Raw genomic sequence first — 22488 nt, 5'->3', positions numbered from 1 at the left:
CCCCGATGGACCTGCGCCTGAACACCGTCATGGCCCCGGAACCCGCCACCGGCCCGGCCACGCGCCGCGTCGTCACCTGGGACGTGCGTCCGCAGGGCTACTGCAGCGAACACGAGCACGCCACGCGCGCCAACGTTGCGCAGCGCCTGGCGGCGCTCCAGGGCTGGGCGTTCGCGGGCGCCTACGACGCCAGCCAACCGGGTCCGGACCCGCTCTACTTCGTGCCGAGCGACACGCTCACCGACCCGCACCAGGCGCGCGCCATGGGCATCGCCGGCGTGGACGACCTCTTCGGCGGCGTGGTGCCGCATGCCTTCGTCGCCACCAAGGCGATCAGCCATCCGCTCATCGGCCCCGACGCCGTGCGGCCGCTGGGCTGGTCGGCGCGGATCGCAGGGGAGATCGGCGATGCCGCCTTGCCCGGCTTCACCTGCTTCAGCCTGGACGAGGCGCGCGTTGCGGGGAGGGCGCTGCTCGACATCGGCCGCGTGCGCCTGAAGCCCGTGACGGCGACCGGCGGGCGCGGCCAGCAGGTGGTCGACGGCATCGATGCGCTCGAGCGCGGCCTCGATGCGATGGACGACCGCGCGATCGCTACCGAAGGCCTCGTGCTCGAAACCAATCTGGAACAACCCCAGACCTACAGCGTCGGGCAGCTGATCGTGGCACAGCGCATCGTCAGCTATTGCGGCGAGCAGCGCCTCACGCGCGACAACGCCGGGCAGGAGGTCTACGGCGGCTCCGACCTGCTGCTGGTGCGCGGCGACTTCGACGCGCTGCTGGCCCGCGTCGATCCGCCGCCACCGCTGCGCCGCGCGATCGAGCAGGCGCGGCGCTACCACCGCGCGGTGATCGACTGCTACCCCGACTTCTTCGCCTCGCGCGTGAACTACGACGTGGCGCAAGGGCTCGACGGCCAGGGCGACTGGCGCTCGGGCGTGTTGGAGCAGTCGTGGCGCGTCGGTGGCGCCACGGGCGCGGAGATCGCGGCGCTCGAAGCCTTTCACCAGGACCCGGCGTGCCAGCGCGTGCACGCGTCCTGCTTCGAGGTGTACGGCGAGGCCGCCCGCGTGCCCGCCGGTGCCATCGTGGCCTACCAGGGCAACGACCCCGAGACCGGGCCGCTGTGCAAATACACGGTGATCGAAACCACCGCCACCCCGCATGCCGACACGCCATAGTTCCATCGACATTCCCGTGGATGGCCATCACATCGAGGGCACGCTGTTCGCTGCGTCCAGCATGGTGCCGGGCGTGCTGCTGGTGCACGGCTGGGACGGCAGCCAGGAGCAGTACCTCAAGCGCGCGCAGGAGATCGCCGCGCTCGGCTGCGTCTGCCTGACCTTCGACCTGCGCGGCCATGCGCGCCATGAAGGGCTGCGCCAGCAGGTGACGCGCGAAGACAACTTGCGCGACGTGCTCGCCGCCTACGACGCGCTGGTGGGCCACCCGACCGTCGACCCCGCGGCCGTGGCCATCGTCGGCAGCAGCTACGGCGGCTACCTGGCCGCGCTCGTCAGTGCGATGCGGCCCGTGCGCTGGCTCGCGCTGCGCGCGCCCGCGCTGTACCGCGACGGCGAGTGGGACACGCCCAAGGGCCTGCTGAGCCGCTCCGACCTCGTGGCTTACCGCCGCACGCTCGTCGGGCCCGACGACAACCGCGCGCTCGCGGCCTGCGCGGCCTTCACCGGCGACGTGCTCATCGTCGAATCGGAAGACGACCAGACCGTGCCGCACCCCGTCATCGAGAACTACCTCGCCGCCTTCAAGCGCGTGCGCTCGGCGACCTACCGCACCTTGTCCGGCGCCGACCACGCGTTGTCGCGCCTGGAATCGCGCCAGGCCTATGGCGCGCTGCTCGTGTCGTGGATCACCGAGATGACGCTGGGCGCCAAGGCGACGTCGACGCTCACCAGGCCGGTGACGAGCGGCTCGGCCTGAGGCACGCGCCGAGGCTGTAGGCCGCTTCTTTCCCGAACATGCGCGCCAGTCCATCACCACGCGTCGCGTCGCGCGCGCCGAATCCTGACCCCATGGTGACGGAGACAAAGAGATGGACTTCGAAGGCATCTACTGCTTCGATACGGCCACGGTGCGTTTCGCCGTGTACCCCGACGGTCCCGACGGCGCGCGCGTGCTGGCGCAGATCTCGCAAGACGTGCTGCACGATGCGCTCGGCGCGCAGGAAATCGGCGAGCACACGCTGCATGCCTGTAAACGGCATTTCGACGTGATCTCGGCGGCGGCGGTGGCGCGCTTTCGGGCCGATCCGCACGGGCCCATCGTGCTGGCCTGCGGCGATTTCGCACGGATGCGTGCACCGCGCTGAGACGCGGGTGGCGAGGCGCTGTCGGGCGAAAGTTCTCGCACGGCGCTCGCACCGTGCGACCTGTCGATTTGGTTACAAAAGCGACCTATCTGGACCCGCATTTCGGGAGCGCAACGACCTAGACTGCGCCTCGTTTCCTCAGGAGCCTTCCCATGCCCATGGACTTTCTGGAGCGCATCGAAGACGCGTCGTTCCCGATGGCGGTCCGCGACGAAGCCGACATCCACTGCGCGACCATGCTGGTCGCCGCGCACCTCATCGAAGCCGTGCTGCCACCGGCCGCGAGCGGCACGGGCCCGCGCGTCGCCGTCGTCCTGCTCATCACGCCGCAAGGGCGTGCGGCGCTGCGGCTGCGAAGGGATGCGCTGCAGACCTGAGCGTGCGCCGTGTGCGAGTGAACTGACGTTAGAATCCGCGCCTGCTGCGGGTGTAGTTCAATGGTAGAACGGCAGCTTCCCAACGGGTGCCTTCGGGCCGACGATTCGACTCGTCATCACATGCTCCGCATGTGAACTCATCTCACCGTCGAAACCTCTCCACTTCGACCGTTTCGGGGGCCAGCACCAGGTCTCACCGAAACCAGCCTCAAGGTCTTCATCGTCGTCATGCGCGGATGATCCGAACCTTCATTTCCATCGATTTTTGACCCTCTTTCCACGGTGGGTCATTCCGGTTTGTGATCCCGGTGGGGCCATGGGTGTTCCCCGGGTAAGTCCACCGGTTAAATCGACGTTTGGGCCTCCCAAATCTCCTGCCATAGGGGCCTATACCGGGAGAAAATTAAATCCCAAATCCAGCTTCAGTAAATGTTGTATATGGGAGGTGAGGCGTAACTTTTACTGAGCCACCATCCATGATTTCTTTACCCCAATTCGCCAAAAAATAATTGAGGTGAAAACCTGCAAGGTTGTCGCCTCAATTCGCGCAAGCGAATCCGTCTGCTCGCCTTCCCCTCAGATCGGTGGAAGTACATTGGGGTAACGCCGCTATGGGGATGTAGGCGCGCAATGCATTGCCGTAGCTCGATCACATCCGTTGCCCTCGTTGCCGGTTTGGCAGATCGTAGGCACGGTGGCAATCCGTCTATGCCTGGTTGCCTCGGTGCTGCCGCGCAAACAGCTCACGGATCGATGCCATCGGCGGGCGCTCGGTCGGCTTCGATGACATCAGATCACTCTCGATCAGTTCTGGTGGCTTCGCATGCGCTCTGTACTCGATCAGGGTGGTCGATCCATCGACATGACCACCGCGTTCTGACCGACAACCTCCCCCAAGAGTCGGCCCAGTCACGAGCCAATCCGTCACACCCCGCAGTTTCCTTCGCTTCCCAAGGCTAGATCAGGAGCTTTGAGAGAAGCTCATTTGAATTTCAAGATTGCTTCCAGAAGAATCAAAAATTCTCATCAGCAAATCTAACTTCGGGAAGGGAGTCAATTTTTGCCCTTCTCAGAATTTCTAATAAATCATGGTTTTGATCTTTTTTCAGAAATGCAGACGCCAATCTAACACATTCCGCACGAGCCAAGGAGGCGCTGACGGATTCTTTGCTGTGAGCAGAGATATTTCCATACGCTAGATCATCAAATACGATAGGCAGCATCTCGATCAAATAATCAATATCTGCCACTTGCAGGCAGTTCATTTCAAACAGCTTTGTGATTGTCCAAAGCTGCGAAGCAAGCCCAGAAGCACGATTCAATCCGACTAGTGAAACAAGGATTGAAGTCATTTGAATTACCTCGACAGAATCGCTTAACCCCCTCCATGTCAAGAGTGCATGAGCTGAATTTCCCGCTTGATTTGAATCCCTGCTTCGCAATCCCTTTCTGATTATCTTCTCAGTAAGACCTCGGAAATCGCTATTTGCCTCCGCAAAATAAGGAAGTGCGCCAATGCATTCCGGCACATCCCCTTCAGAGAAAAATTTAATTAGCGCGTCAAATCTATTTTGACTTAAATGTTCACGAGGAATAACCGGGGCAATGGCGCGAGCGACGAACTTTCCAATATAACGCCTCACTCTCTCCTGTTCGCTTCTGAAAAATCCGAACGGATCGCCGCCATCGTCTTTGGGCTGCCACTTCATCAGCGAATCAAAACTTTCGATCGCCCATTTTTCTGAAATAATATTCTCGGGACCGAATGTTTGCGCCGCACTTGTTGCATCCATCAAAAATTCTAGATCAAACAATCCCTCGGCTTGAGATTTAAGAAGAGAGCGCTTGTAAAGGTCTTTCACTTTCACATCGTCCATTGCGGGGAGGATCAAAAGTACATGCTTTAGCAAACCTGTCTCAGGGATCGATTGATAGTCAGGGTCTTTTCCCCATATTTTTTCCGCAATTTTCTGAGATTCGTGATTGTTTAAAAATCCTTTCTTATAAAGGGGAAGGATTCGCAGTAGGATAGAAGAGTTTCTCGAAGAAGATGTGGAAATTTTCTCAATTAGCTCGTCGATTCTTCGATCAAGCGAGAGATTTGCCTCTCGCTTTCCCGGGTGACTGATGATTGGATTGGGCCATTTGTCTCGGTCTGAATCTCCAACTTCAGATTTGAGCGGAAAACTCAACGCATCCAAGAGCAACTCGTGATGCATGGTCTTCGGGGTACTTTCTAAAGAGTAGTCAATCAAATGCTTGAGAGGATCAAGCAGCCATAAATGACGAAGCTCTTCCTTTTTTCCAAGAGAAAAAGCTAAATGCAGCACTTGTTTTGCTTGTTCGGGTGTTGCGCGAACACACAAACGCGCTGCGACTTCGATAAAAACTCGAAGACGATCAAGAGCGTGGTTCCTTTGCTTTCCTTCCCCCGATAAGCGCTTGGCGGCCCAATATTTAATCGCGACAAGACAGCGATCGAGAAGCTTGCTGACGACCGCTTCCGGCGCATCAGCAACTTGAAGGCGCGAGAACACTCTTTTTAAAGAAGAAGAGGTATCACTGTTTGAAGTTCGGATGGCAATGGAAAATCGATGCTCGTGGGTGATTTCATCTATCTCAAGGAGTCGGCGGGCTTGTTCGACCAGAAATCCAACTCCCTCCCATCGGAGGGGCATTCCAGCGGAATTTGAAACCCCATCAAGCAATATGAGAGGGTGGAGCTCTCCACTGAAAGAGATGGTGTTGGATTTGTCTTTGTAGCGGCCAGGCTCGAATGACGGTTCAATCGCTTGCATTTCCTCCTGTTTTTCCAGTGCCTTAGCAATTTTATTTTGAATTTCCTCTATGTGATCCCATGGAGCGCATTTTGATTCTTGGTAACTTGCTGGGAATGCCTTGAATTCTTTTTTTGGGTTCCATGCTTCAGCTCCTCGCAATTGCCAGTGCGCCCATGCTAGACGTGAGAATACATAGATGGAATCTCTGTCCTTGTGATGCTGATCAAGCAACTCTCGATAGGCATCCGCTAGCAAGGCTTCGCCTTCTTCAAACCTCCCAAGCTCTGCCAAGAGTGAGGATTTTCTTAATTTCCACACGCAATCCTTGACATCAATTTTTTCAACACAACCTTCCAATTCAATATAATCAAAACCATCTCTAGCAAGAATGGATTTGTGAAACAGAACTTCATTGCTGCTCTCGGGCCAATACCTAGCTTCGGCAGTCAAAATTCTGAGAGCTTCTGCCTCTATCTGCTTGGAATTGGGGTCGTCCACCCAGCGCGTGTTTTTGAGAAGCAGTAGTGCCACTTCCAATTGCTGCTTTTTGGAGAGCGCGCAAGGTTTGCTCGGGTCGCATATTGAAAGCAACTCTTGCACAAGCCATGGAGTCACAGGATCATTTGTTATGCTATGACGCCATGAGATTTCGTAAAGCAATTTAGTACGGGCGCGTACATCCATCGCAGACAAGTTGTTTGGCGAAGGATAGGGGGAATTTATTTGATTTCTCAATTCCCAGCGCTGCTTCGTCGGGCAAACCAGCCAGTTCGGGTAGGAATTTCTGTCAGCTTCAAGAATTGAAACTTGCTGCTCCAGAAGTTTGGCAGCGTAGTTCGGGTCTCTAAGTGATTTTTCAATCTCCTCAGTAGATTGAATGGGGCGCTGCAGCAATGTTGGAGACCACTCCCACGGAGGGCTGGGCTTAAGACGCTGCAATGTTTCTAAAAATATTCTTGTTGCAGCAGAATGCTTGGCATCTTGGTCGTCATAGTCGGCTACCAATTCATGCAGGTCAATAGGTGCAACATTAATCGATTCGAGGTATTTGCGTTTTGACGATGTCAGGTTTAATGCGCCCACGAGATAGATGCGTCGAGCATGAGTTGCCAAGTGATCTCTCACCCATCCGGCCCATTGAAGAAAATTGGGGTCATCGCCGGAAAAACCCAAAAGGCACAGTTCATTCTCAATGAAGATTTGTCGCGCAAAATTCACAAAAGCAGCATGACGCTGTGGATACTTTCGATAATCTTCTTGTGTGAAAATCAAATTATCCGTGAGGTTTACAGTTCCATGCAGCTTCACAATTCTGGGTGATCGTGCATTGGAAAGATCTTCTTGTCGAACAACTGTGTTGTAGATAGGTTGGTGCACGTCCGCTGAGGCACGCTCAAGCAATGTATCCCAATTTGTTGTGAGCACCTCTGACCATGGCAGCTCCAGCAGTGATTTATGAATTTCTCCGGGAATCCAGGCGGCGTCATTTACTTCGCTTTTCACCAAATCATGAAGCGCTTGACTTCCGAAAAATGCTGCGTACTCTTCTGCAAGACGTAATGGATCGCCGCTCTCGCTCGCGCCTAGCTCTTTTGCAAGAACTCTTGAAAGATCTCCCCATAGTGGAAGTTTTTTGTTGAGATCGCTTGTTGAAGCTCCACTACGACTAAAGCCGGCCCCAATCATTATTGCAGCACCATGAAATGCACTACCCTGTCGCCAAAGTGCTGCTGCCAGCTTTTTTAAAGTTGTGTAGTCGGGTAGTTTTTCAATTAAAGCGTTCATTCGGTGCTTTTAATATGATGTAGATGGTGATCTGATTTTTAAATTGCCAAAAATAGTCGGATGAAGTGGGATTTTCTTTGTTTGCCTCATTTTCTTCTCTGATAGCGCTGAAGATTAGCGGCGCTACGCCTTCGTCGGCGACCCGTTTTCCAAACTTTGAAATTGCCTGAATCGACGTCCAGATATAACGTTGGCGAGTGAACGGGTACCAGTGATCGGTGTGCCACGTTGCCAGATTGATTCAGCCGAAGCAGTTGTCAAGATGACAGTGTCGGCGGACCGTGTGCCTTTCACCATGAAAGGTACCCATGCTGTTCAAGCTCGGGCGTGTTTTCGCTACGCCATCCGTTCTCAAGCATCTTGAAGGACACCGTGTCAACCCGATCGATTTGATCAGTTGTCATGCCGTCGGGGAATGGGGTGACATTCAGGCAGAGGATCGCATGCTCAACGATCAGGCTGTTCGTAACGGATCGCGGCTACTCTCGGCCTACAAGGTTGGGGGAGGCAGGGTCTACATCATCACCGAGTGGGATCGAAGCAGCACGACCGTCTTGCTTGCCTCTGAATACTGATCCTTCCAGACCTCCCTAGGCGGGGATTGACATCTCTACCATTGCATGGCGCGCAGTGCCGCCAAGCTTTTATCCGTTCTCGATTCAATGATCACCATCGACCCCACTTCAAAGATTTACAAGCGTTCGGAGTCCATCGTTTTCCACAAGACGAAGGAAGCGTACGGAGACCTCTCGAACATGGCTGCCGGCTATCCGATCAAGATCAACGGCACGCATATTTTGACGAGCGAGGCGCTCTATCAGGCGTGCCGCTATCCACACCTTCCCGACATCCAGAAGGCGATCCTCAGCGAAGCTAGCCCGATGGCCGCGAAGATGAAATCGAAGCCGCATCGAAAGAGCAGTTCTCGTGCGGATTGGGATGAGCAGCGCGTGGCTATCATGGAATGGTGCTTGAGGACGAAGCTCGCGATGAACCGGACCGGTTTTGGCCGCTTCCTATTGGCGACGAAGGACAAGCCAGTCGTCGAGCAGTCGGCCAAGGATCCGTTCTGGGGAGCGCTCGTTGTCGATGACGACACGTTGAAGGGCCAGAACGTCCTCGGCCAACTGCTTGTCGGTCTGCGTGAAGAGATCAAGGCTGGCAACGTCGAACACGGCTTCGTTGAGCCGCTAGCCATCCCTGACTTTCTGCTGTACGGCCAGCCGATTCCGCAGCTCGGTTTCAGATCTTCACTCCAGCAATGAGAAAAGCGACCACAGCCTTCCGGCTGGGTCGCTTCACTGGATGAAAAGGCCACCCCGCATTGCAGGGGGCGTGTGATCACGATCAGTTGCCCATCGGCGATTCATCGGCGCCCGGTTGTTCTGCTTCCTTACCTTTGACTGCTGTCTCTTGGAGCAGATCATTCAACTCACCGTCTTCGCAAGCCTTGATGATTCCCTCCAGAAACCGAATCACGTTGGCCTGCGAATCAATCGTTACGTGAGTTCCGCCGGGCAGCTGCATCAGCTTCGGCCCGACTCGCAGCGATACCTTGTACTGAGACTGCCCCCCGCCGATCGACTTCTTGGAAACCCACGCATTGGTCGATAGAGGTGTCCCGCTTTTCAGACCAGCAATCTGACGCTTTGCGTTCTGGACGAAATTCAATCGAAGGCGCTCAACTGGATCAAGATTCTTTGAGTACGAATAGGACCGAGTGGTTTCAACGGTACCGAAGGAAGCGAGGTTATCGAGAAATTTCATATCAAAAACTCCTTTAAATTTAAGTACCCAGATTCGCTGGGATGCCCTGTGAATCAAGGCATGGGATGAAGTATTCCAATTTTTCCCTGTTCGAAACAGATTCAAAGAAATTCCATCAGTTGACCTGTTAAGATTTTCGGATGAGTGATTCCGACAATCCATATCGGCTTTGGCATCAGGCTATCCAGCGGAGCAACCGCAACAACTGGTCGGAGAAAGTCCAATCGTTCCTCGGTGCATCAGACGGACTGGAATTCGAACAGTGGTGGCAGGAGGTCGGCGAGTACTTCCAGGAACTGGCGCGAGAAGAGCGATTCGCGATCAAGTTGATCGAATCCGAGAACGAACTGAATGGCTGGTGGGAGGACTACGGTGGTGACGACGACATTGAACTGATCTCTGTCAATCTGCTCACTCCCACATCGGTGCTCGAAGAAGAGTTTGGGAAGCTGATCAGGAAGCTCAGAAAAAACAAGCCCGGGAGGCCAGCCTATGAGAGTTTTGCCCCCGACTGTCAGCGCCAGTGCAATCGAGATCAGCAGTGCCAGTCGAACATTGACCAGGGGCTGGAGCTGGTTCCGGTGGGAGCCAGCTGTGGATAACTATAGGTTGGATGCCTCGGTAGGTCCTCCTTTTCTTGAACCGGTTGTTGGTATTCCCGAGCCGTCAGGCGAGGCCCCTTCCTCCGCGACCTCGCTCACCTGAGCCGCAGTTGTCTTCCTGGTCTGCTCGCGCGTCTTGATGCGCGCCTTGGCTTCGTGCGTGCTGTGGCGGAAGCGGTAGGACTCGTTGCCCGTCTCGATGATGTGGCAGTGATGGGTCAAGCGATCCAATAGCGCCGTGGTCATCTTGGCGTCGCCGAACACACTGGACCACTCCCCGAACGTCAGGTTGGTGGTGATCATCACGCTGGTGTGCTCGTACAGCTTGGACAGCAGGTGGAACAACAAGGCGCCACCGGCCTGGCTGAACGGCAGGTAGCCCAACTCGTCGAGCACGACCAGGTCCATGCGCACCAGACTCATGGCGATGCGTCCGGCACGTCCCTGGCTCTTCTCATGCTCCAGGGCATTGACCAGATCGACCGTGGAGTAGAACCGCACTCGCTTGGCGTGCCGGGTGAGCCCGGCAATCCCCAGTGCCGTGGCCAGGTGGGTCTTGCCAGTGCCTGGGCCACCGACCAACACCACGTTCTGCGCATCTTGCGTGAACGACAGGTCCGCCAGTTTCTGGATCAACGCGCGGTCGACCTGTGAGCCGGAGAAGTCGAACCCGGCCAGGTCGCGGTGCATGGGGAAGCGCGCCGACTTCATCTGGTGAGCAATGGAGCGCATTGCCCGGTCAGCATCTTCGGCCTGCAGCAGGTGCTCCACCAGCCAGCGTGATGCGGCCAGGGTCGTATCGCCGCCTTGCTCCGTCAGATCGGCCCAGGCCGTGGCCATGCCGTTGAGTCGCAGCGCCTTCAGTTGGGCCTGCACATCGATGGAGGTCTCACGCATGGCCAACCTCCTGTCCGTCCAGATGATCCTGGTGGGTGGGGCGCAGCCGGTCGTAGCGCGCGGTGTCGGCCTTGGGCGCCTGGGTGAGTCGCAGGGACGTCTGCGCCTGGTCCGGCGTGGCTGGGCTGTTCAAGCGGGCCAGCACGTTGCGCACGTGCTCCACGCTGATGCTGCCGCTGGGCGCTCTGCCTTCGAGCACGAGTTCGATGGCCACCAGCACCGCCTCCAGCCCGGCTTGCGGCACCACGGCCAGCACCTGTGCCATGACCCGGTCTCCTCCAGCGTGCCTGAGCAGCGACTGGCGCAAACGCAGCAACGGCGCCGGCAGGTCCAGGAACGGCGTGCCGTTGCGCAAGGCGCCCGGCTTGCGCTGCACCAGCGCAATGTAGTGCTGCCAGTCGTAGCTGGTCTGGCCGCTGCCCGGCAGCCGGGCGTGACTCGCCACGACGGCGTCCGCGGCCGCCACATCGATTCGCTCTGGATAGACGCGGGTGCTGACGATGTGGCCGGCCCACTCGCACGGCACGGAGTAACGGTTGCGCGCGGCGGCCACCAAGCAGGTGCTGCTGACCCGGGCCAGCCGCTCGACGTAGCCGTCGAAGGGGGCCGGCATGGACATGAGGTGAGGCTTCTCCAACTCCCACATCTCGGCCACGGTGAACTGCCGGTGGATCGGGTGCGTGGTGTCGCTCCACACCGAACGACACCGCTCACTCAGCCAGGCATTGAGTTCGATGAACGAGCCGAAGCGCCGGGTTGCGGCTTCGATCCAGATGCGCCGGCGGCTGTCCTGCACGTTCTTCTCGACCACACCCTTCTCCCAGCCGGAAGCGACGTTGCAGAAGTCGGGGTCGAACAGGTAGTGGCTGCACATGGCAGCGAAGCGGGCGTTGACGGTGCGCTGCTTGCCGCGCTGCACCTTGTCCACGGCGGTGCGCATGTTGTCGTAGATGCCGCGCCGGGTGACGCCACCGAGTGCCTGGAACGAGCGGGTGTGGGCGTCGAACAGCATCTCGTGGCCCTGGCTGGGGTAGGCCACCAGCCAGAAGGCTCGACTGGCGCACAGCTTCAGGTGCGCCACTTGCACGTTGTAGAACACACCACCGACGACCATGGCTTCGACGCTCCAGTCGAACTGGAAGGCCTCGCCCAGCTCGAAGCTCATCGGAACGAACGCCTTGGCCGGACTGGCTGCCGACTCCACCCGCCAGCGCCGGATGTAGTCGGTGACGGCGCTGTAGCCGCCGCGGTAGCCCTGCGCCTGTATCTGGGCAAACAGGGCGCGACCACTGCGCCGTCCCTGCTTGGGGCGATGGCTGTCGGTTGTGAGCGCTTGATGCAGGGCCGGCTCGAACGCCGTGAGCTTGCCGTCGAGCTTCACCCGCTCGTACTTCGGCACAACATCGCCGGGCGCCTTGAGCCACTTCTTGACCGTGTTGCGCGACAGGCCTGTGCGCTTTGCGATCTCACTGAGAGAGAGTTGGTCGCGCAGCCTCATGCGCCTGACCTTGCCAATCATGTCCATGGTGATCACCTTGAATCCCTGCTGAAATTCTCAGCAGGTCAGTGGAACACCCTGGTCAATATTGGATTGGCACTTTGCGGTTTAGCTGGTCAAGATTGCATCGGCACTAACAGGCTTGCGAACAGCGTGTTTCTTCTCGAGCACGGAGCCAATGCCGGTCAGCGATTCGCGAGCCTCTTCGAACAATTTACAAAGGACTCCTTGTTGAGCGGTGCCAATCTCCGTCTCCGTCGCGTTCGACAGGAATCCATCGGTTGTACAGCTGAATACACAGGTGTTGGCATCAAGACTGTTGACGATTTCGCCCAAGATGCCTCTGACAAAGGAGGTGATGTAGGCGGCGAAGAATGGATTCGTGATCTCGCTGGGAGGCAGCAGCTTGCTGGTCTTGTCGCGCATGTCATAGACGCGCTTCTCACGCAGGCCCTGAGCAGTCTTTCCATATGTGGAATTGCTGATCTCCTTCCAGAACAAGCCGGGAAGCGTCTTTGAGCCGGCTGCCTTGCGATGCTCCAGGCATTCCTCGATGAACTCGCCGAAGATACGAACACTCGGATCGGTCGGCACAATCACGCCGTGGTGAATTTTCACCTTCGCGCCGAGCTTCAACGCAACGACCAGTTCCGGCGATGAGCAGTAGCATGTACCTTTCAACGGGAACACGAGCCCATGGGCAGTTCGTACCGGCAGCGTTGGGAATCGTGTCTCCGCCGGAAACTCGAAGTCCATGTAGACGAAACCGAGCGTGGTCGCCGTGAATTTGGACGGATCGCGCTCCTCAAAAGTCTCCTTCCACTGCGGCAATCCAATCAGCGACATCGCCGTGGGATAAGCACTGGAAAGGTCAAAGTCCGTCCATTCGTCCTCGAAGGCCGGACCGAACCAGAATTGCTCGTTGCGCCCTCCGTGATAGCACTCGGTGACGAAGTCGAGGCGCCAGCGCACCTGCTCGATGTCCACTTTCTCTTTCCGCTTGACGTAGTAGCCAAGCCGCTTGTCGTACTCGCTCCGCTCCACCTCTTCTTTCCCCATCACGTCCAGCGGGTTGAGCTGAAGCTTCTCTCGCCATGTTTTGAGCAGCAGTTCGATGCCGATGGAGGTCAGCGTGACTGGAACCTTCTTGGAGCCCGTCACTTCTTCGAACTGCGCCATCACAGATTCGATGTATCGCACGCAGATCGTCGCATCGTTGAGCGCATAGGCTCGGAAAGCGGGCCAGTTTTCGGCACGCACCCGATCCATGTTGCGGATCATCTCCTTGTGTTTTGTCGGATCAGGGTCGAGCACGAGCTTGGCTTGTCCGACAAGCTCGCCGATAGCCTTCAGGCTTTTGGACGCCTGTGGGGTAAGCAGCAATGTGTCACGGAAGAGAATCTGTAGCTTGGTGTCCGGTACGCTGTCGCCGTGCTTTACTTCGAGAGCGGTCGAGCTATCGATGGAGACGAACGTATTCCGCACATTCGACAGGTTCGCAGTCAGGTCCGAAAAATCATCGAACGCGGGAACATCGGCGCGAGTGAAATGCCCAACAAGATAGATCTTTGTCGGCAGGTCCTTGTATCCGTGATCTTCTACACCCAGTCCAAGTGCGAACACGACGAATGCTGCAAGCGTCATCCGTTCGGTGCCGGCAGGACAGCAGATACCTTGCCATTCGCGGCCATCCGAAGTCTTCGCATGGAATTGATATGACAGGACGCGGTACTTGGCTTCGCCTGCGACGATCTCCTCGCGGGTCACCATGTGGTCGGGCGTCTTGAATTCGGTGTCGAATCCGATGATCAGATACGGCTGGTGCGTCTGGGCAGTTTTCTTGGTCTTGCTCCCTTTGCGACCCTTGGCTGCCGAAAGTGGGAACGCATCGGCTGGGAGGCGAACGATACGCTGCGAAGGGGTGGGAATCAGTTCGGGGGGCGTCTCGAAAACGCTGACAGCGTCGTCGTGGCGCAGCAATTTGTTCTTCGGCGTTGCAGGTGATGCAGGTGATGCAGGTGATGCAGGTGATGCAGGTGATGGTGTTTGTTCTTTTGGGCTCATGCCTTCTCCGTTCTTCTCATCGTAATGATCGCCGAGTTCCGCGCGGCGAGTGATGGACAGGAGATGAGGGCTCAAGCGGGAGGCTCGGGTTTCGGAACTGAACGGAGGCTATAGCCGTCGTCTACCGTGTCCGTGGGTATTTATGGCCGAGGACAGAGGCACGGCCGAAAGCTGTTGTCCTAGGTCAAGACCAGAGGGATGGTCATCGGGAATCAACCGATACCCCTGAAAGGCACCATGTCAATCATCAAGCGCGGCAACAGCAAGGTCTGGTACATCCAGTTCCAGATGAGCGGCAAGACGTACATCAAGTCGTCCAGGACCACGGACAAGAAGGCTGCACAGCAGATCGAGACGGATTGGAAGGCTCGGCTCCATGCCGAACAGCATTTGGGGCGGAAGGAGCAGATCACACTCAAGGCGGCGATGGCGCAGTTTTGTGAATCGAAGGCTGGCACGCCAAACCACCGTGGTCTCGTCAACAGCACCAAGATCGTCAATCGCCTGATGGCCGTCAACAAGCCGTTGGCCGAAGTGACCTCGCATGAGCTGGAGCGATTCAAGCGGGATCGCATGGCCGAGGGGGCCAGCGGTCAGACGATCCGGCACAACCTCAACCTGATCCGCAGTACCTGGAAGTACGCGGCCAAGCTCGGCTACCGTACGGCCGAACTCAACTTCCCCGAGATCAAGCTCGCGAAATCACCGCTGCGCTACCTGTCCGATGAAGAGGAACGGCGGCTGCTTGCCTGCCTCGACCCGAGACGGGAGGTCAAGGGGCTGCCTCCATTCGAAGAGCGGATCCCGGAGATGAAGCGCAGCATGCAGGATGCGTACGACCTTGTCGTGATGTTGCTCGACACCGGTGCACGGTACAGCGAGATTGCCAACATCGAGTGGTCACGGCTTGACATGGCAGATCGGACAATTCACCTGTGGCGCCCCAAGGTGCAAAACGAGGCGATCCTGTACATGACAGACCGGGTGATCAGCATCCTTAGTCGCCGCATGGGGAGCGCCGGCCAATACGTCTTTGAGAACAAAAAAGGAGGGCCGAGAGGGTATGCGAGTCTTGCGATCCGCAGGGCTCTACGAAAGGCCGGCCTTGCCGACTGCAAAATCCACACATTGCGGCACACGCATGCGTCTCGACTGATACAGAACGGGATGAGCGTCTACGAGGTCCGGGAAGTTCTTGGGCATACCGATATCAAGACGACGATGCGGTATGCGCACTTGGAAACGCGGCAAGTTACATCGAAGGCCAGGGATGTGATCAATCGACTTACGGTCCGTACCTGCGGAGCTCTCCATTTAGTAAATAGCGACTAACATCTAGCTCAGCGGCCGAACGTCTGGCCGAAAAACCTCTTATGACTAGTTGGGAGAACTCATTGGCAAATAGCGACGAGGTAGCTGCGGCGATTCTTAAGCATGTTGAGCGTTTGGATCTAGATCCAATTTTATTTGCTGGCGCCGGAGTATCCATGCGAGCGGGACTTCCAGATTGGAAAGGTCTCCTCCAGGCGCTTGCCGAGGGAGTAAGAGAACATGCGCCGCTGATGGCCAACACTATTACGGAGAGTATCAGCCAAGGAAAGCTGACAAAGGCCGCTGACCTATGGAGCTTAGTCGACGAAGTTCCTATAGGCGACAAATTAAGAAGACTTTCAGAAACGCTAAGTACATACGACGCAAAAGCACTGTATGGAATAGCCGGCTTGCCTTTTCGGGCCTGCATCACCACAAATTTCGATCGAGCAATTCTGGATGCTTTTTCCGTAGTCAAAAAAGCGGCTGTTCGCGACTATCGGTTTGGAGATAAATCCCTTGCCGAGGCTGTATGGGAAAAGAATTTTTACGTCGCAAGAATTCATGGTAGCGTCGAATTGCCCGCTGATGTGATCTTGTCAGGAGCTCAATTTGATCAACTACTCAAAAACGACGTATATATCGAGCTGCTTACGCGTGCATTTACCAATCATGCCGTCCTTTTTCTGGGATTTTCGTTCTACGATCCCGCTATTCGTCATGTCTTTGAGTTAGTGGACAAGCGGTTTGGGCAGTCGCCACCGGGGCGACACCTGGCCGTTATTCCTCAAGGCATGAATGAATTTTTGCAAAAATCGGCCAGATTGAATATCTCGGTTATCGAATACGATACGGCGAATAATCATGCGGCGCTTTGGGATGGAATTTCCATCGCATCTAGCAAACTTCGAGTTAAGAAGAAGACTGCTTTATTACCTGTAACAGCGTCACCTCTTAGGCCTCTAAAAAAATATCTCTCAGCTTGCTATGCACGTGCGCAAGTGGCTACATCGACTACAGCCCTTAGCGAAATAGTACTGGAAGGCGTGATTTCCGCCATCGTCCAGGCCAAGGCGCCCAAAGGAATTGAATTTTTTGAAATAAAAGAAGCGGTGAGAACATCTCTTGGAATTAGAGGCGATGACATCGATGCTCCCGCCAATGTGGCTTTGACCGCACTTGTTAATTCGAACATCATCCGCAAGCAACGATCAAAAATAGAAAAAGGCCTCAAATACTCTTGGATCGACAGCTCAAAAATTAATGATGGGCTCGATGGAGCAATTGCAAAGCTCGTCGCACAAGTTCTGAACCGCGCTTACGTCCAGGAGGGGTGGACTCCTCGCGATAATGCTGTAAAAGATGTGATAGATCACTTCTTACTCAATGTGATTCAGCATAGAGGATGGGACTTAGGGGCGGCATTTGCAGCAGGGCGGCCGCCCGACGCAATCGATGTAGCGCAGATACTTTCCGAAAGCGGCGCTTCTCTCCTATCGGCTTTAGATCGCGAACGCCTACTGAGGACGATTGACAGCCTATTTTTGAGGCCAACAAGCGAAGAAGCCGAACTTCTTGGTGAAATCGGTAGGGTCAGTTTTGCACTTGAGCTGGCTTTTCAAGCACCTCGCAGCACTTTATTTCATCAGGCAACGCTGCCAAGGAAAATATATCTCGATGCTAACGTATTGATGCCTTCAATAATTGAAGGACACCCAAATCAAGAAATTTATAGCGAGGCCATCGCACGTATCAAGACAAACGCCGAAGCGTCAAGCATTAAATGTCAGGTGATCGTGTTGTATGGCTATTTAAATGAAATTGTTAGTCACCGCCGATCCGCGCTGGAGGAGTCGGAGCGCGTCGGCGACGACCACGACAATATTGTTCGTAGTGACGCGATGTTTCATGGAACTACCAATATGAATGCTTTCGCCGCCGCATACGTGAGACATTTAAACAATAGTGGAGCTTCAGGATTCAAACGATTCATAGATACTATTGCGCCGTACAACTCAGAGTCAGAGTTGAGTAAATTTCTTGCGAGCAAAGGGTTTTTAATCGTACATCAAACAAAAGATCCGCTTTACGCCAAGCTTTACGGTTTGCTTGAGAAGGCCAACGCAGCAAAGCTCGTAGGAGGCAAGGAGCCAATTTTGCTTGAGCACGATGCTCTTCAATTACGACTTTTGATTGCCGATATTGAAAGGCAAGAGAAGTCCGTATTTGTCACCGCAGATCGCCGCCTGTGCGAAGACGTAGGGAAAAGTAGTTACGTCGAATTGAGGGACTCGATGGTAAGCCATATAGGACTTCTGCAGCTTGTAGATTTGCTAGTCGGGCTGAAGCTTGATAAAAGGCAAGTGGGCTCTTTGTTGTGGAGCAATACCGTATCAGATAAGACTGAGAAAATTCGATCCTATTTGGTTGCAGAAGCACTTGAGCAACATGATGCCGCAATGGCGATGGAAATGCATAGGATTGTTGACAGCCATGCTGAGCGTATCTCAAGAGAGCTCGATCGTCAGGGGGTAGATCTCGACACGCAAAATCCTAAAAAACGTGCTGAGGCATTTCGCACCCTTGCCTCTCTCGAAAAGGGATTTTTTGAAGGAATGAAGGTGGCGATCAAGAAGATCGAGGACCGCGATAAGAGTCATTGAGGGATATCACCGCTTCTCTCAAAGCTCCTGATCTAGCCTTGGGAAGCGAAGGAAACTGCGGGGTGTGACGGATTGGCTCGTGACTGGGCCGACTCTTGGGGGAGGTTGTCGGTCAGAACGCGGTGGTCATGTCGATGGATCGACCACCCTGATCGAGTACAGAGCGCATGCGAAGCCACCAGAACTGATCGAGAGTGATCTGATGTCATCGAAGCCGACCGAGCGCCCGCCGATGGCATCGATCCGTGAGCTGTTTGCGCGGCAGCACCGAGGCAACCAGGCATAGACGGATTGCCACCGTGCCTACGATCTGCCAAACCGGCAACGAGGGCAACGGATGTGATCGAGCTACGGCAATGCATTGCGCGCCTACATCCCCATAGCGGCGTTACCCCAATGTACTTCCACCGATCTGAGGGGAAGGCGAGCAGACGGATTCGCTTGCGCGAATTGAGGCGACAACCTTGCAGGTTTTCACCTCAATTATTTTTTGGCGAATTGGGGTAAAGAAATCATGGATGGTGGCTCAGTAAAAGTTACGCCTCACCTCCCATATACAACATTTACTGAAGCTGGATTTGGGATTTAATTTTCTCCCGGTATAGGCCCCTATGGCAGGAGATTTGGGAGGCCCAAACGTCGATTTAACCGGTGGACTTACCCGGGGAACACCCATGGCCCCACCGGGATCACAAACCGGAATGACCCACCGTGGAAAGAGGGTCAAAAATCGATGGAAATGAAGGTTCGGATCATCCGCGCATGACGACGATGAAGACCTTGAGGCTGGTTTCGGTGAGACCTGGTGCTGGCCCCCGAAACGGTCGAAGTGGAGAGGTTTCGACGGTGAGATGAGTTCACATGCGGAGCATGTGATGACGAGTCGAATCGTCGGCCCGAAGGCACCCGTTGGGAAGCTGCCGTTCTACCATTGAACTACACCCGCAGCAGGCGCGGATTCTATCGCGTCTCCCGACGGTCATACCCACAGTGACAGACCGGCGTGGGGCGACTTCCATGACGACTCGACGGCTTTGAACGGAGCGAGAGTCTTCGAGACGGCCTTGCAGCGGTCAAGAGCGTTCGAACACGATGGGGCAACTACAGGTGCTGATCGTCTTGATGGTGAGTGGTCGGGGTGCACCAGCATGGAACGGAACGCTTTTGCTGTACAAACATACAGCGAGAAGTTGGCGTCCATGCATAATGGATTCATGAAAAGAAAAAGCCAAGGGACGGCAATCCCTTGGCAATTTCCACCCCAGTCCGATGCCGTCCAGGGGTTGCTCGTGTCCGAAGACAGCGGTGCAGGCGCAATGTTAAAGGGTTCGGGTTTTCGAGGGCGGCGTCTTCTTGTAAAGCCATAGGCAGAAAGGCATCGAAAGATGTCCGCTTACTTTCATCTGAAGCCCTCGGGTACCCAGTACATGTTCAACCTCAAGGGAGGGAACGGGGAGGTCGTCCTCACGAGCGAGCGCTACACCACCAAGCAGAGTGCCGAAGGGGGCATCGCGTCCGTTAAGGTCAATTCCCCGCATGACGCTCGCTATGACCGCCGGTCCAACTCGGCAGGCTCCCCGTACTTCGTCCTGAAGGCGGCAAACGGCGAAATCATCGGAACGAGTGAGGCGTATTCTTCGACGGCCGCGCGCGACGGCGGTATTGCGTGGGTCAAGGCTAACGCTCCTACCGCACCGACTCGCGAATGACATCGGCATAGGCTTCACCCCACGTTGAGGGCTGAAGCATCAACGGCCCAGCCTCGCGCTGGGCCGTTTTCATTTCACCGTCCGAAGATCTTTCGAACGATTGACGGCCCTAGCAGTCCCGTCAGGAACGGGTGGCGTTCGATCAGCTTCTTGCCCTGTGCAAATGCGCTGGATTCCTCAACTGTTTGGGCAACGTTGTCGATGCTGTCGATCAACTGCCGGTGACGGTCGTCCTCGCGTTCCATCTGCAGCGTCTGGAGCTTCGTGGTCGCATCGATGCTCTGCCTGATCGACCACTCAGTGTCCATCTCGACCTTGGTCTGCTTCTCAACCATGTCCGCGAACTCGGGATGGCCCTTGCCGTAGGCGCGCGAAACGAAGTCTTCTGCCTTCTGTTTCGCATCGTCCTCGTAGAGGTCCATTGCCTCGTGGTCCATCAACTGGTTGATGCGCTCCTCGTAGCAGTCCAGCTCCGAGTTCGACATCTTGTAGTCGGACACGAGGGCTGCCAGCTCTTCCGAGGTCTGGCACCGATAGACCGCCGTGTTGAAGGACACCCCGAAGTGCGGGTTGTCTTCCCAGATTTCGAGTTCGCGTTCGGGCGGCGGTGTGCGTGAGAACAGTCCCATGGCTACTCCTTGCGACTGCCGCTCATTGCGCAATTCCAACCACAGTGATTCGGCTCTTGACCATGGGACTCTCAGGATCAAGGGAACACACAACGACTCTCTTCACCGTCTTGAATTCCCCTCCCATGGTGAAAGACAAGCGCTTCTTCTGGCCGGGCATCGTTCCATCGACTCCGGTAATCGCGAAGTTGCTTCGCTGCACGCCATTGGCGTCGTAACCCCACGCTCGCGGATAACCCGACAGCGTTTGTTGAGAGGTGTTTTCGAATGTGCAGGACGGGTTCACCGAACTCTCCAGCTTGCAATCCGAGATTCGAAGCGGCTCAGGACACATGGCGATCTCGTAGCTCAATGCCGGCTCTGATGGTGAAGCAAAGCAGCCTCCCAGGGACAGCACGCCGATGGCCGCGGCCACGGTGAAGACGGTTCTCATTGATCAATTTCTCCTCGGTTTGTTGACTTGATATGCACCCGGCACGAGGGTGACCCTCGCGTCAAAGCCGCGACCGGGGGTAATCGCGATGCCGTTCAAGTAGCCGGCCCCTCACTTTCCCGGCATGAATCGAATCCTTCAACGACAATAGCGGTACATGGACCGTGGCCTCATATGCATCATATCCATAACCATCAAGGGGTGCCAAACCTCTCCAGTCACCGTCAAGACCCGCAGCTTGTGGCGCTTGGCATGGCCATTCGGCGCATCCGTCAAGCGAACAAGATTTCGCAGGAAAAACTGGCTCTGACGGCTGAGCTCGACCGAAGCTATTTCGGTCGTGTGGAGCGTGGGGATAACAACGTCGCCGTCCTGACGTTGTCACGTGTAGCCGCCGCGTTGGGCGTCACGATGAGTGAGCTACTGATCGAAGCTGGTCTGTAGTTCGACAGCTTCCAAAAGAAGGGGTTGCTTTGGACGACTACAAGTACGAGTTTGATGACACGACAGTGGGCAATGCCGTCTACAGTCGTGCCGACTATTCAGTTATTCAGAGCGCATATCTGTTGTTGCATGCGAAAGTCAAAGCATGGAATTCAATTGCACTGCAACATGGCGCAACGGCATCTCCATACGCGCGCGAAGAGGAAGATCTTGCCCATAGGATTGAATGGGGAGAGGAACAGCTCGACGATAAACAGAAGCTCGCCATTCGTGTTGCGGGCATGACAGTTGGATCATTGAGGTATCAGAAGGCGGCGCTGATTCATGCTGCGTGGCATGAAGAAGAGAAGGTCAATGACGCCGCCAAAGAAGGCTGGCCGTCTGCTGTAGTGCAAGCCGTAAGAGGCCGTGTCAGGCTATTTCATGCGCTTGCACAGAAGGTCGAACAAGCGCCAGCAGACATCCTGGAACAACTTAGACCCGATAGCGGGCGCTTGGAGACAGAAGCCGTGGAAGACCTCTGGGACGCATTCATCAGCCATGCATCTGAAGACAAAGGATTCGCGAAGCCTCTGGCTGAGGCTCTTCAACGCAAGGGGCTGCGGATTTGGTATGACGAATTCAGTTTGAATGTAGGTGATAGCCTCCGAAGATCGATCGATCGGGGTCTGGCGCGTTCGCAGTATGGTGTTGTGATTCTGAGTCGTTCCTTTTTCGAGAAGGAGTGGCCTCAGCGAGAGCTAGACGGACTTGTGGCAAGGGAGATTCGCGGCAAGAAAGTTCTGTTGCCTGTATGGCATGACGTGAGTTTTGATGAAGTTGCCAAAGCGTCACCGACCCTCGCCGATCGGTTGGGTATTAGTACTGCGAAGGGTATCGACGCGGTCGTTGAGGCGCTGGTCAAAGCTATCGGCAAATGAGATGCGTCTATTCAGCCCAAGAAGAAGACGATCAGCACCTGTAGTTGCCCCATCGTGTTCGAACGCTCTTGACCGCTGCAAGGCCGTCTCGAAGACTCTCGCTCCGTTCAAAGCCGTCGAGTCGTCATGGAAGTCGCCCCACGCCGGTCTGTCACTGTGGGTATGACCGTCGGGAGACGCGATAGAATCCGCGCCTGCTGCGGGTGTAGTTCAATGGTAGAACGGCAGCTTCCCAAGCTTCATACGAGGGTTCGATTCCCTTCACCCGCTCCAGTTGACG

The 22488-nt window shown here is 55.9% G+C and carries 19 protein-coding genes and 1 tRNA gene; 13 read left to right on the top strand and 7 right to left on the bottom strand.

Annotated features, from left to right (window positions below):
* Positions 1-5 precede the first annotated feature (5 nt).
* From ACAM52_RS14490 to ACAM52_RS14475, 4 genes are all read left to right on the top strand, one after another.
* Positions 6-1181 (top strand): DUF3182 family protein, encoded by a 1176-nt coding sequence (locus ACAM52_RS14490; RefSeq protein WP_369647425.1) that lies wholly within the window; start codon positions 6-8, stop codon positions 1179-1181.
* Positions 1165-1941: a S9 family peptidase gene (locus ACAM52_RS14485; RefSeq protein WP_062472402.1), complete on the top strand. Its 777-nt coding sequence runs from the start codon at positions 1165-1167 to the stop codon at positions 1939-1941. The genes ACAM52_RS14490 and ACAM52_RS14485 overlap by 17 nt, the downstream gene beginning before the upstream one ends.
* Positions 1942-2053: 112 nt before the next feature.
* Entirely contained in the window at positions 2054-2329 is a 276-nt protein-coding gene (locus ACAM52_RS14480; protein WP_369647424.1) for a hypothetical protein, read from the top strand.
* Positions 2330-2481: 152 nt separating this feature from the next.
* Complete coding sequence (locus ACAM52_RS14475; protein ID WP_062472399.1) at positions 2482-2706, top strand: hypothetical protein; 225 nt, start codon at positions 2482-2484, stop codon at positions 2704-2706.
* A 1013-nt stretch (positions 2707-3719) separates the two neighbouring features.
* Here the strand turns inward: ACAM52_RS14475 and ACAM52_RS14470 are convergent.
* Positions 3720-7271 (bottom strand): SIR2 family protein, encoded by a 3552-nt coding sequence (locus ACAM52_RS14470; protein WP_369647423.1) that lies wholly within the window; start codon positions 7269-7271, stop codon positions 3720-3722.
* A gap of 308 nt (positions 7272-7579) precedes the next feature.
* On the opposite strand from ACAM52_RS14470, the gene ACAM52_RS14465 reads away from it, so the two are divergent.
* Positions 7580-7846: a hypothetical protein gene (locus tag ACAM52_RS14465; protein ID WP_369647422.1), complete on the top strand. Its 267-nt coding sequence runs from the start codon at positions 7580-7582 to the stop codon at positions 7844-7846.
* Between the two features lie 87 nt (positions 7847-7933).
* Positions 7934-8536 carry an NADAR family protein gene (locus tag ACAM52_RS14460; RefSeq protein WP_369647421.1) on the top strand — a complete coding sequence of 201 codons (603 nt, stop codon included), beginning with the start codon at positions 7934-7936 and terminating at the stop codon, positions 8534-8536.
* An 82-nt stretch (positions 8537-8618) separates the two neighbouring features.
* Here ACAM52_RS14460 and ACAM52_RS14455 read toward each other — a convergent pair whose 3' ends face one another.
* Positions 8619-9038, bottom strand: coding sequence for a hypothetical protein (locus tag ACAM52_RS14455; protein ID WP_369647420.1), 420 nt, complete (start codon positions 9036-9038; stop codon positions 8619-8621).
* 140 nt (positions 9039-9178) lie between these two features.
* Between ACAM52_RS14455 and ACAM52_RS14450 the strand changes: the two genes are divergently transcribed.
* Complete coding sequence (locus tag ACAM52_RS14450; protein WP_369647419.1) at positions 9179-9640, top strand: hypothetical protein; 462 nt, start codon at positions 9179-9181, stop codon at positions 9638-9640.
* Here ACAM52_RS14450 and istB read toward each other — a convergent pair whose 3' ends face one another.
* The 3 genes from istB to ACAM52_RS14435 all read right to left on the bottom strand — a co-directional run bounded on the left by istB (position 9641) and on the right by ACAM52_RS14435 (position 14174).
* Entirely contained in the window at positions 9641-10537 is an 897-nt protein-coding gene (gene istB / locus ACAM52_RS14445; protein ID WP_369645366.1) for an IS21-like element helper ATPase IstB, read from the bottom strand.
* Positions 10530-12062 (bottom strand): IS21 family transposase, encoded by a 1533-nt coding sequence (gene istA / locus ACAM52_RS14440; protein WP_369645365.1) that lies wholly within the window; start codon positions 12060-12062, stop codon positions 10530-10532. Before istA ends, istB begins: the two co-directional genes overlap by 8 nt.
* 81 nt (positions 12063-12143) lie before the next feature.
* Positions 12144-14174, bottom strand: coding sequence for a DNA polymerase (locus tag ACAM52_RS14435; protein WP_369647418.1), 2031 nt, complete (start codon positions 14172-14174; stop codon positions 12144-12146).
* A gap of 162 nt (positions 14175-14336) precedes the next feature.
* Between ACAM52_RS14435 and ACAM52_RS14430 the strand changes: the two genes are divergently transcribed.
* The 3 genes from ACAM52_RS14430 (at position 14337) to ACAM52_RS14420 (ending at position 19782) form a co-directional block, all read left to right on the top strand.
* The gene (locus tag ACAM52_RS14430) at positions 14337-15431 is read left to right on the top strand and encodes a tyrosine-type recombinase/integrase (protein ID WP_369647417.1); all 1095 of its coding nucleotides are present in this window, start codon (positions 14337-14339) and stop codon (positions 15429-15431) included.
* 62 nt (positions 15432-15493) lie between these two features.
* Positions 15494-18073, top strand: coding sequence for an SIR2 family protein (locus ACAM52_RS14425; protein WP_369647416.1), 2580 nt, complete (start codon positions 15494-15496; stop codon positions 18071-18073).
* Between the two features lie 1385 nt (positions 18074-19458).
* Positions 19459-19782, top strand: coding sequence for a YegP family protein (locus tag ACAM52_RS14420; protein ID WP_369647415.1), 324 nt, complete (start codon positions 19459-19461; stop codon positions 19780-19782).
* A gap of 74 nt (positions 19783-19856) precedes the next feature.
* On the opposite strand, the gene ACAM52_RS14415 is transcribed toward ACAM52_RS14420, so the two are convergent.
* Positions 19857-20411, bottom strand: a complete 555-nt coding sequence (locus ACAM52_RS14415; protein ID WP_369647414.1) for a hypothetical protein — start codon at positions 20409-20411, stop codon at positions 19857-19859.
* Positions 20412-20433: 22 nt separating this feature from the next.
* On the bottom strand, positions 20434-20844 hold the full coding sequence (locus ACAM52_RS14410; protein ID WP_369647413.1) for a hypothetical protein: 411 nt from the start codon (positions 20842-20844) through the stop codon (positions 20434-20436).
* A gap of 174 nt (positions 20845-21018) precedes the next feature.
* Here ACAM52_RS14410 and ACAM52_RS14405 point away from each other — a divergent pair, with 174 nt between their 5' ends.
* The 3 genes from ACAM52_RS14405 (at position 21019) to ACAM52_RS14395 (ending at position 22481) form a co-directional block, all read left to right on the top strand.
* On the top strand, positions 21019-21288 hold the full coding sequence (locus ACAM52_RS14405; protein WP_369647412.1) for a helix-turn-helix domain-containing protein: 270 nt from the start codon (positions 21019-21021) through the stop codon (positions 21286-21288).
* Between the two features lie 29 nt (positions 21289-21317).
* Complete coding sequence (locus tag ACAM52_RS14400; protein WP_369647411.1) at positions 21318-22208, top strand: toll/interleukin-1 receptor domain-containing protein; 891 nt, start codon at positions 21318-21320, stop codon at positions 22206-22208.
* Between the two features lie 199 nt (positions 22209-22407).
* A tRNA-Gly gene (locus tag ACAM52_RS14395) sits at positions 22408-22481 on the top strand.
* Positions 22482-22488 lie beyond the last annotated feature (7 nt).

Source organism: Variovorax sp. V118 (genome assembly GCF_041154445.1).
GTDB classification, from domain to species: Bacteria; Pseudomonadota; Gammaproteobacteria; order Burkholderiales; family Burkholderiaceae_C; genus Variovorax; species Variovorax boronicumulans.
Note: the sequence above shows the minus strand (reverse complement) of the source record. Positions and strands in the feature narration are given on the sequence as shown.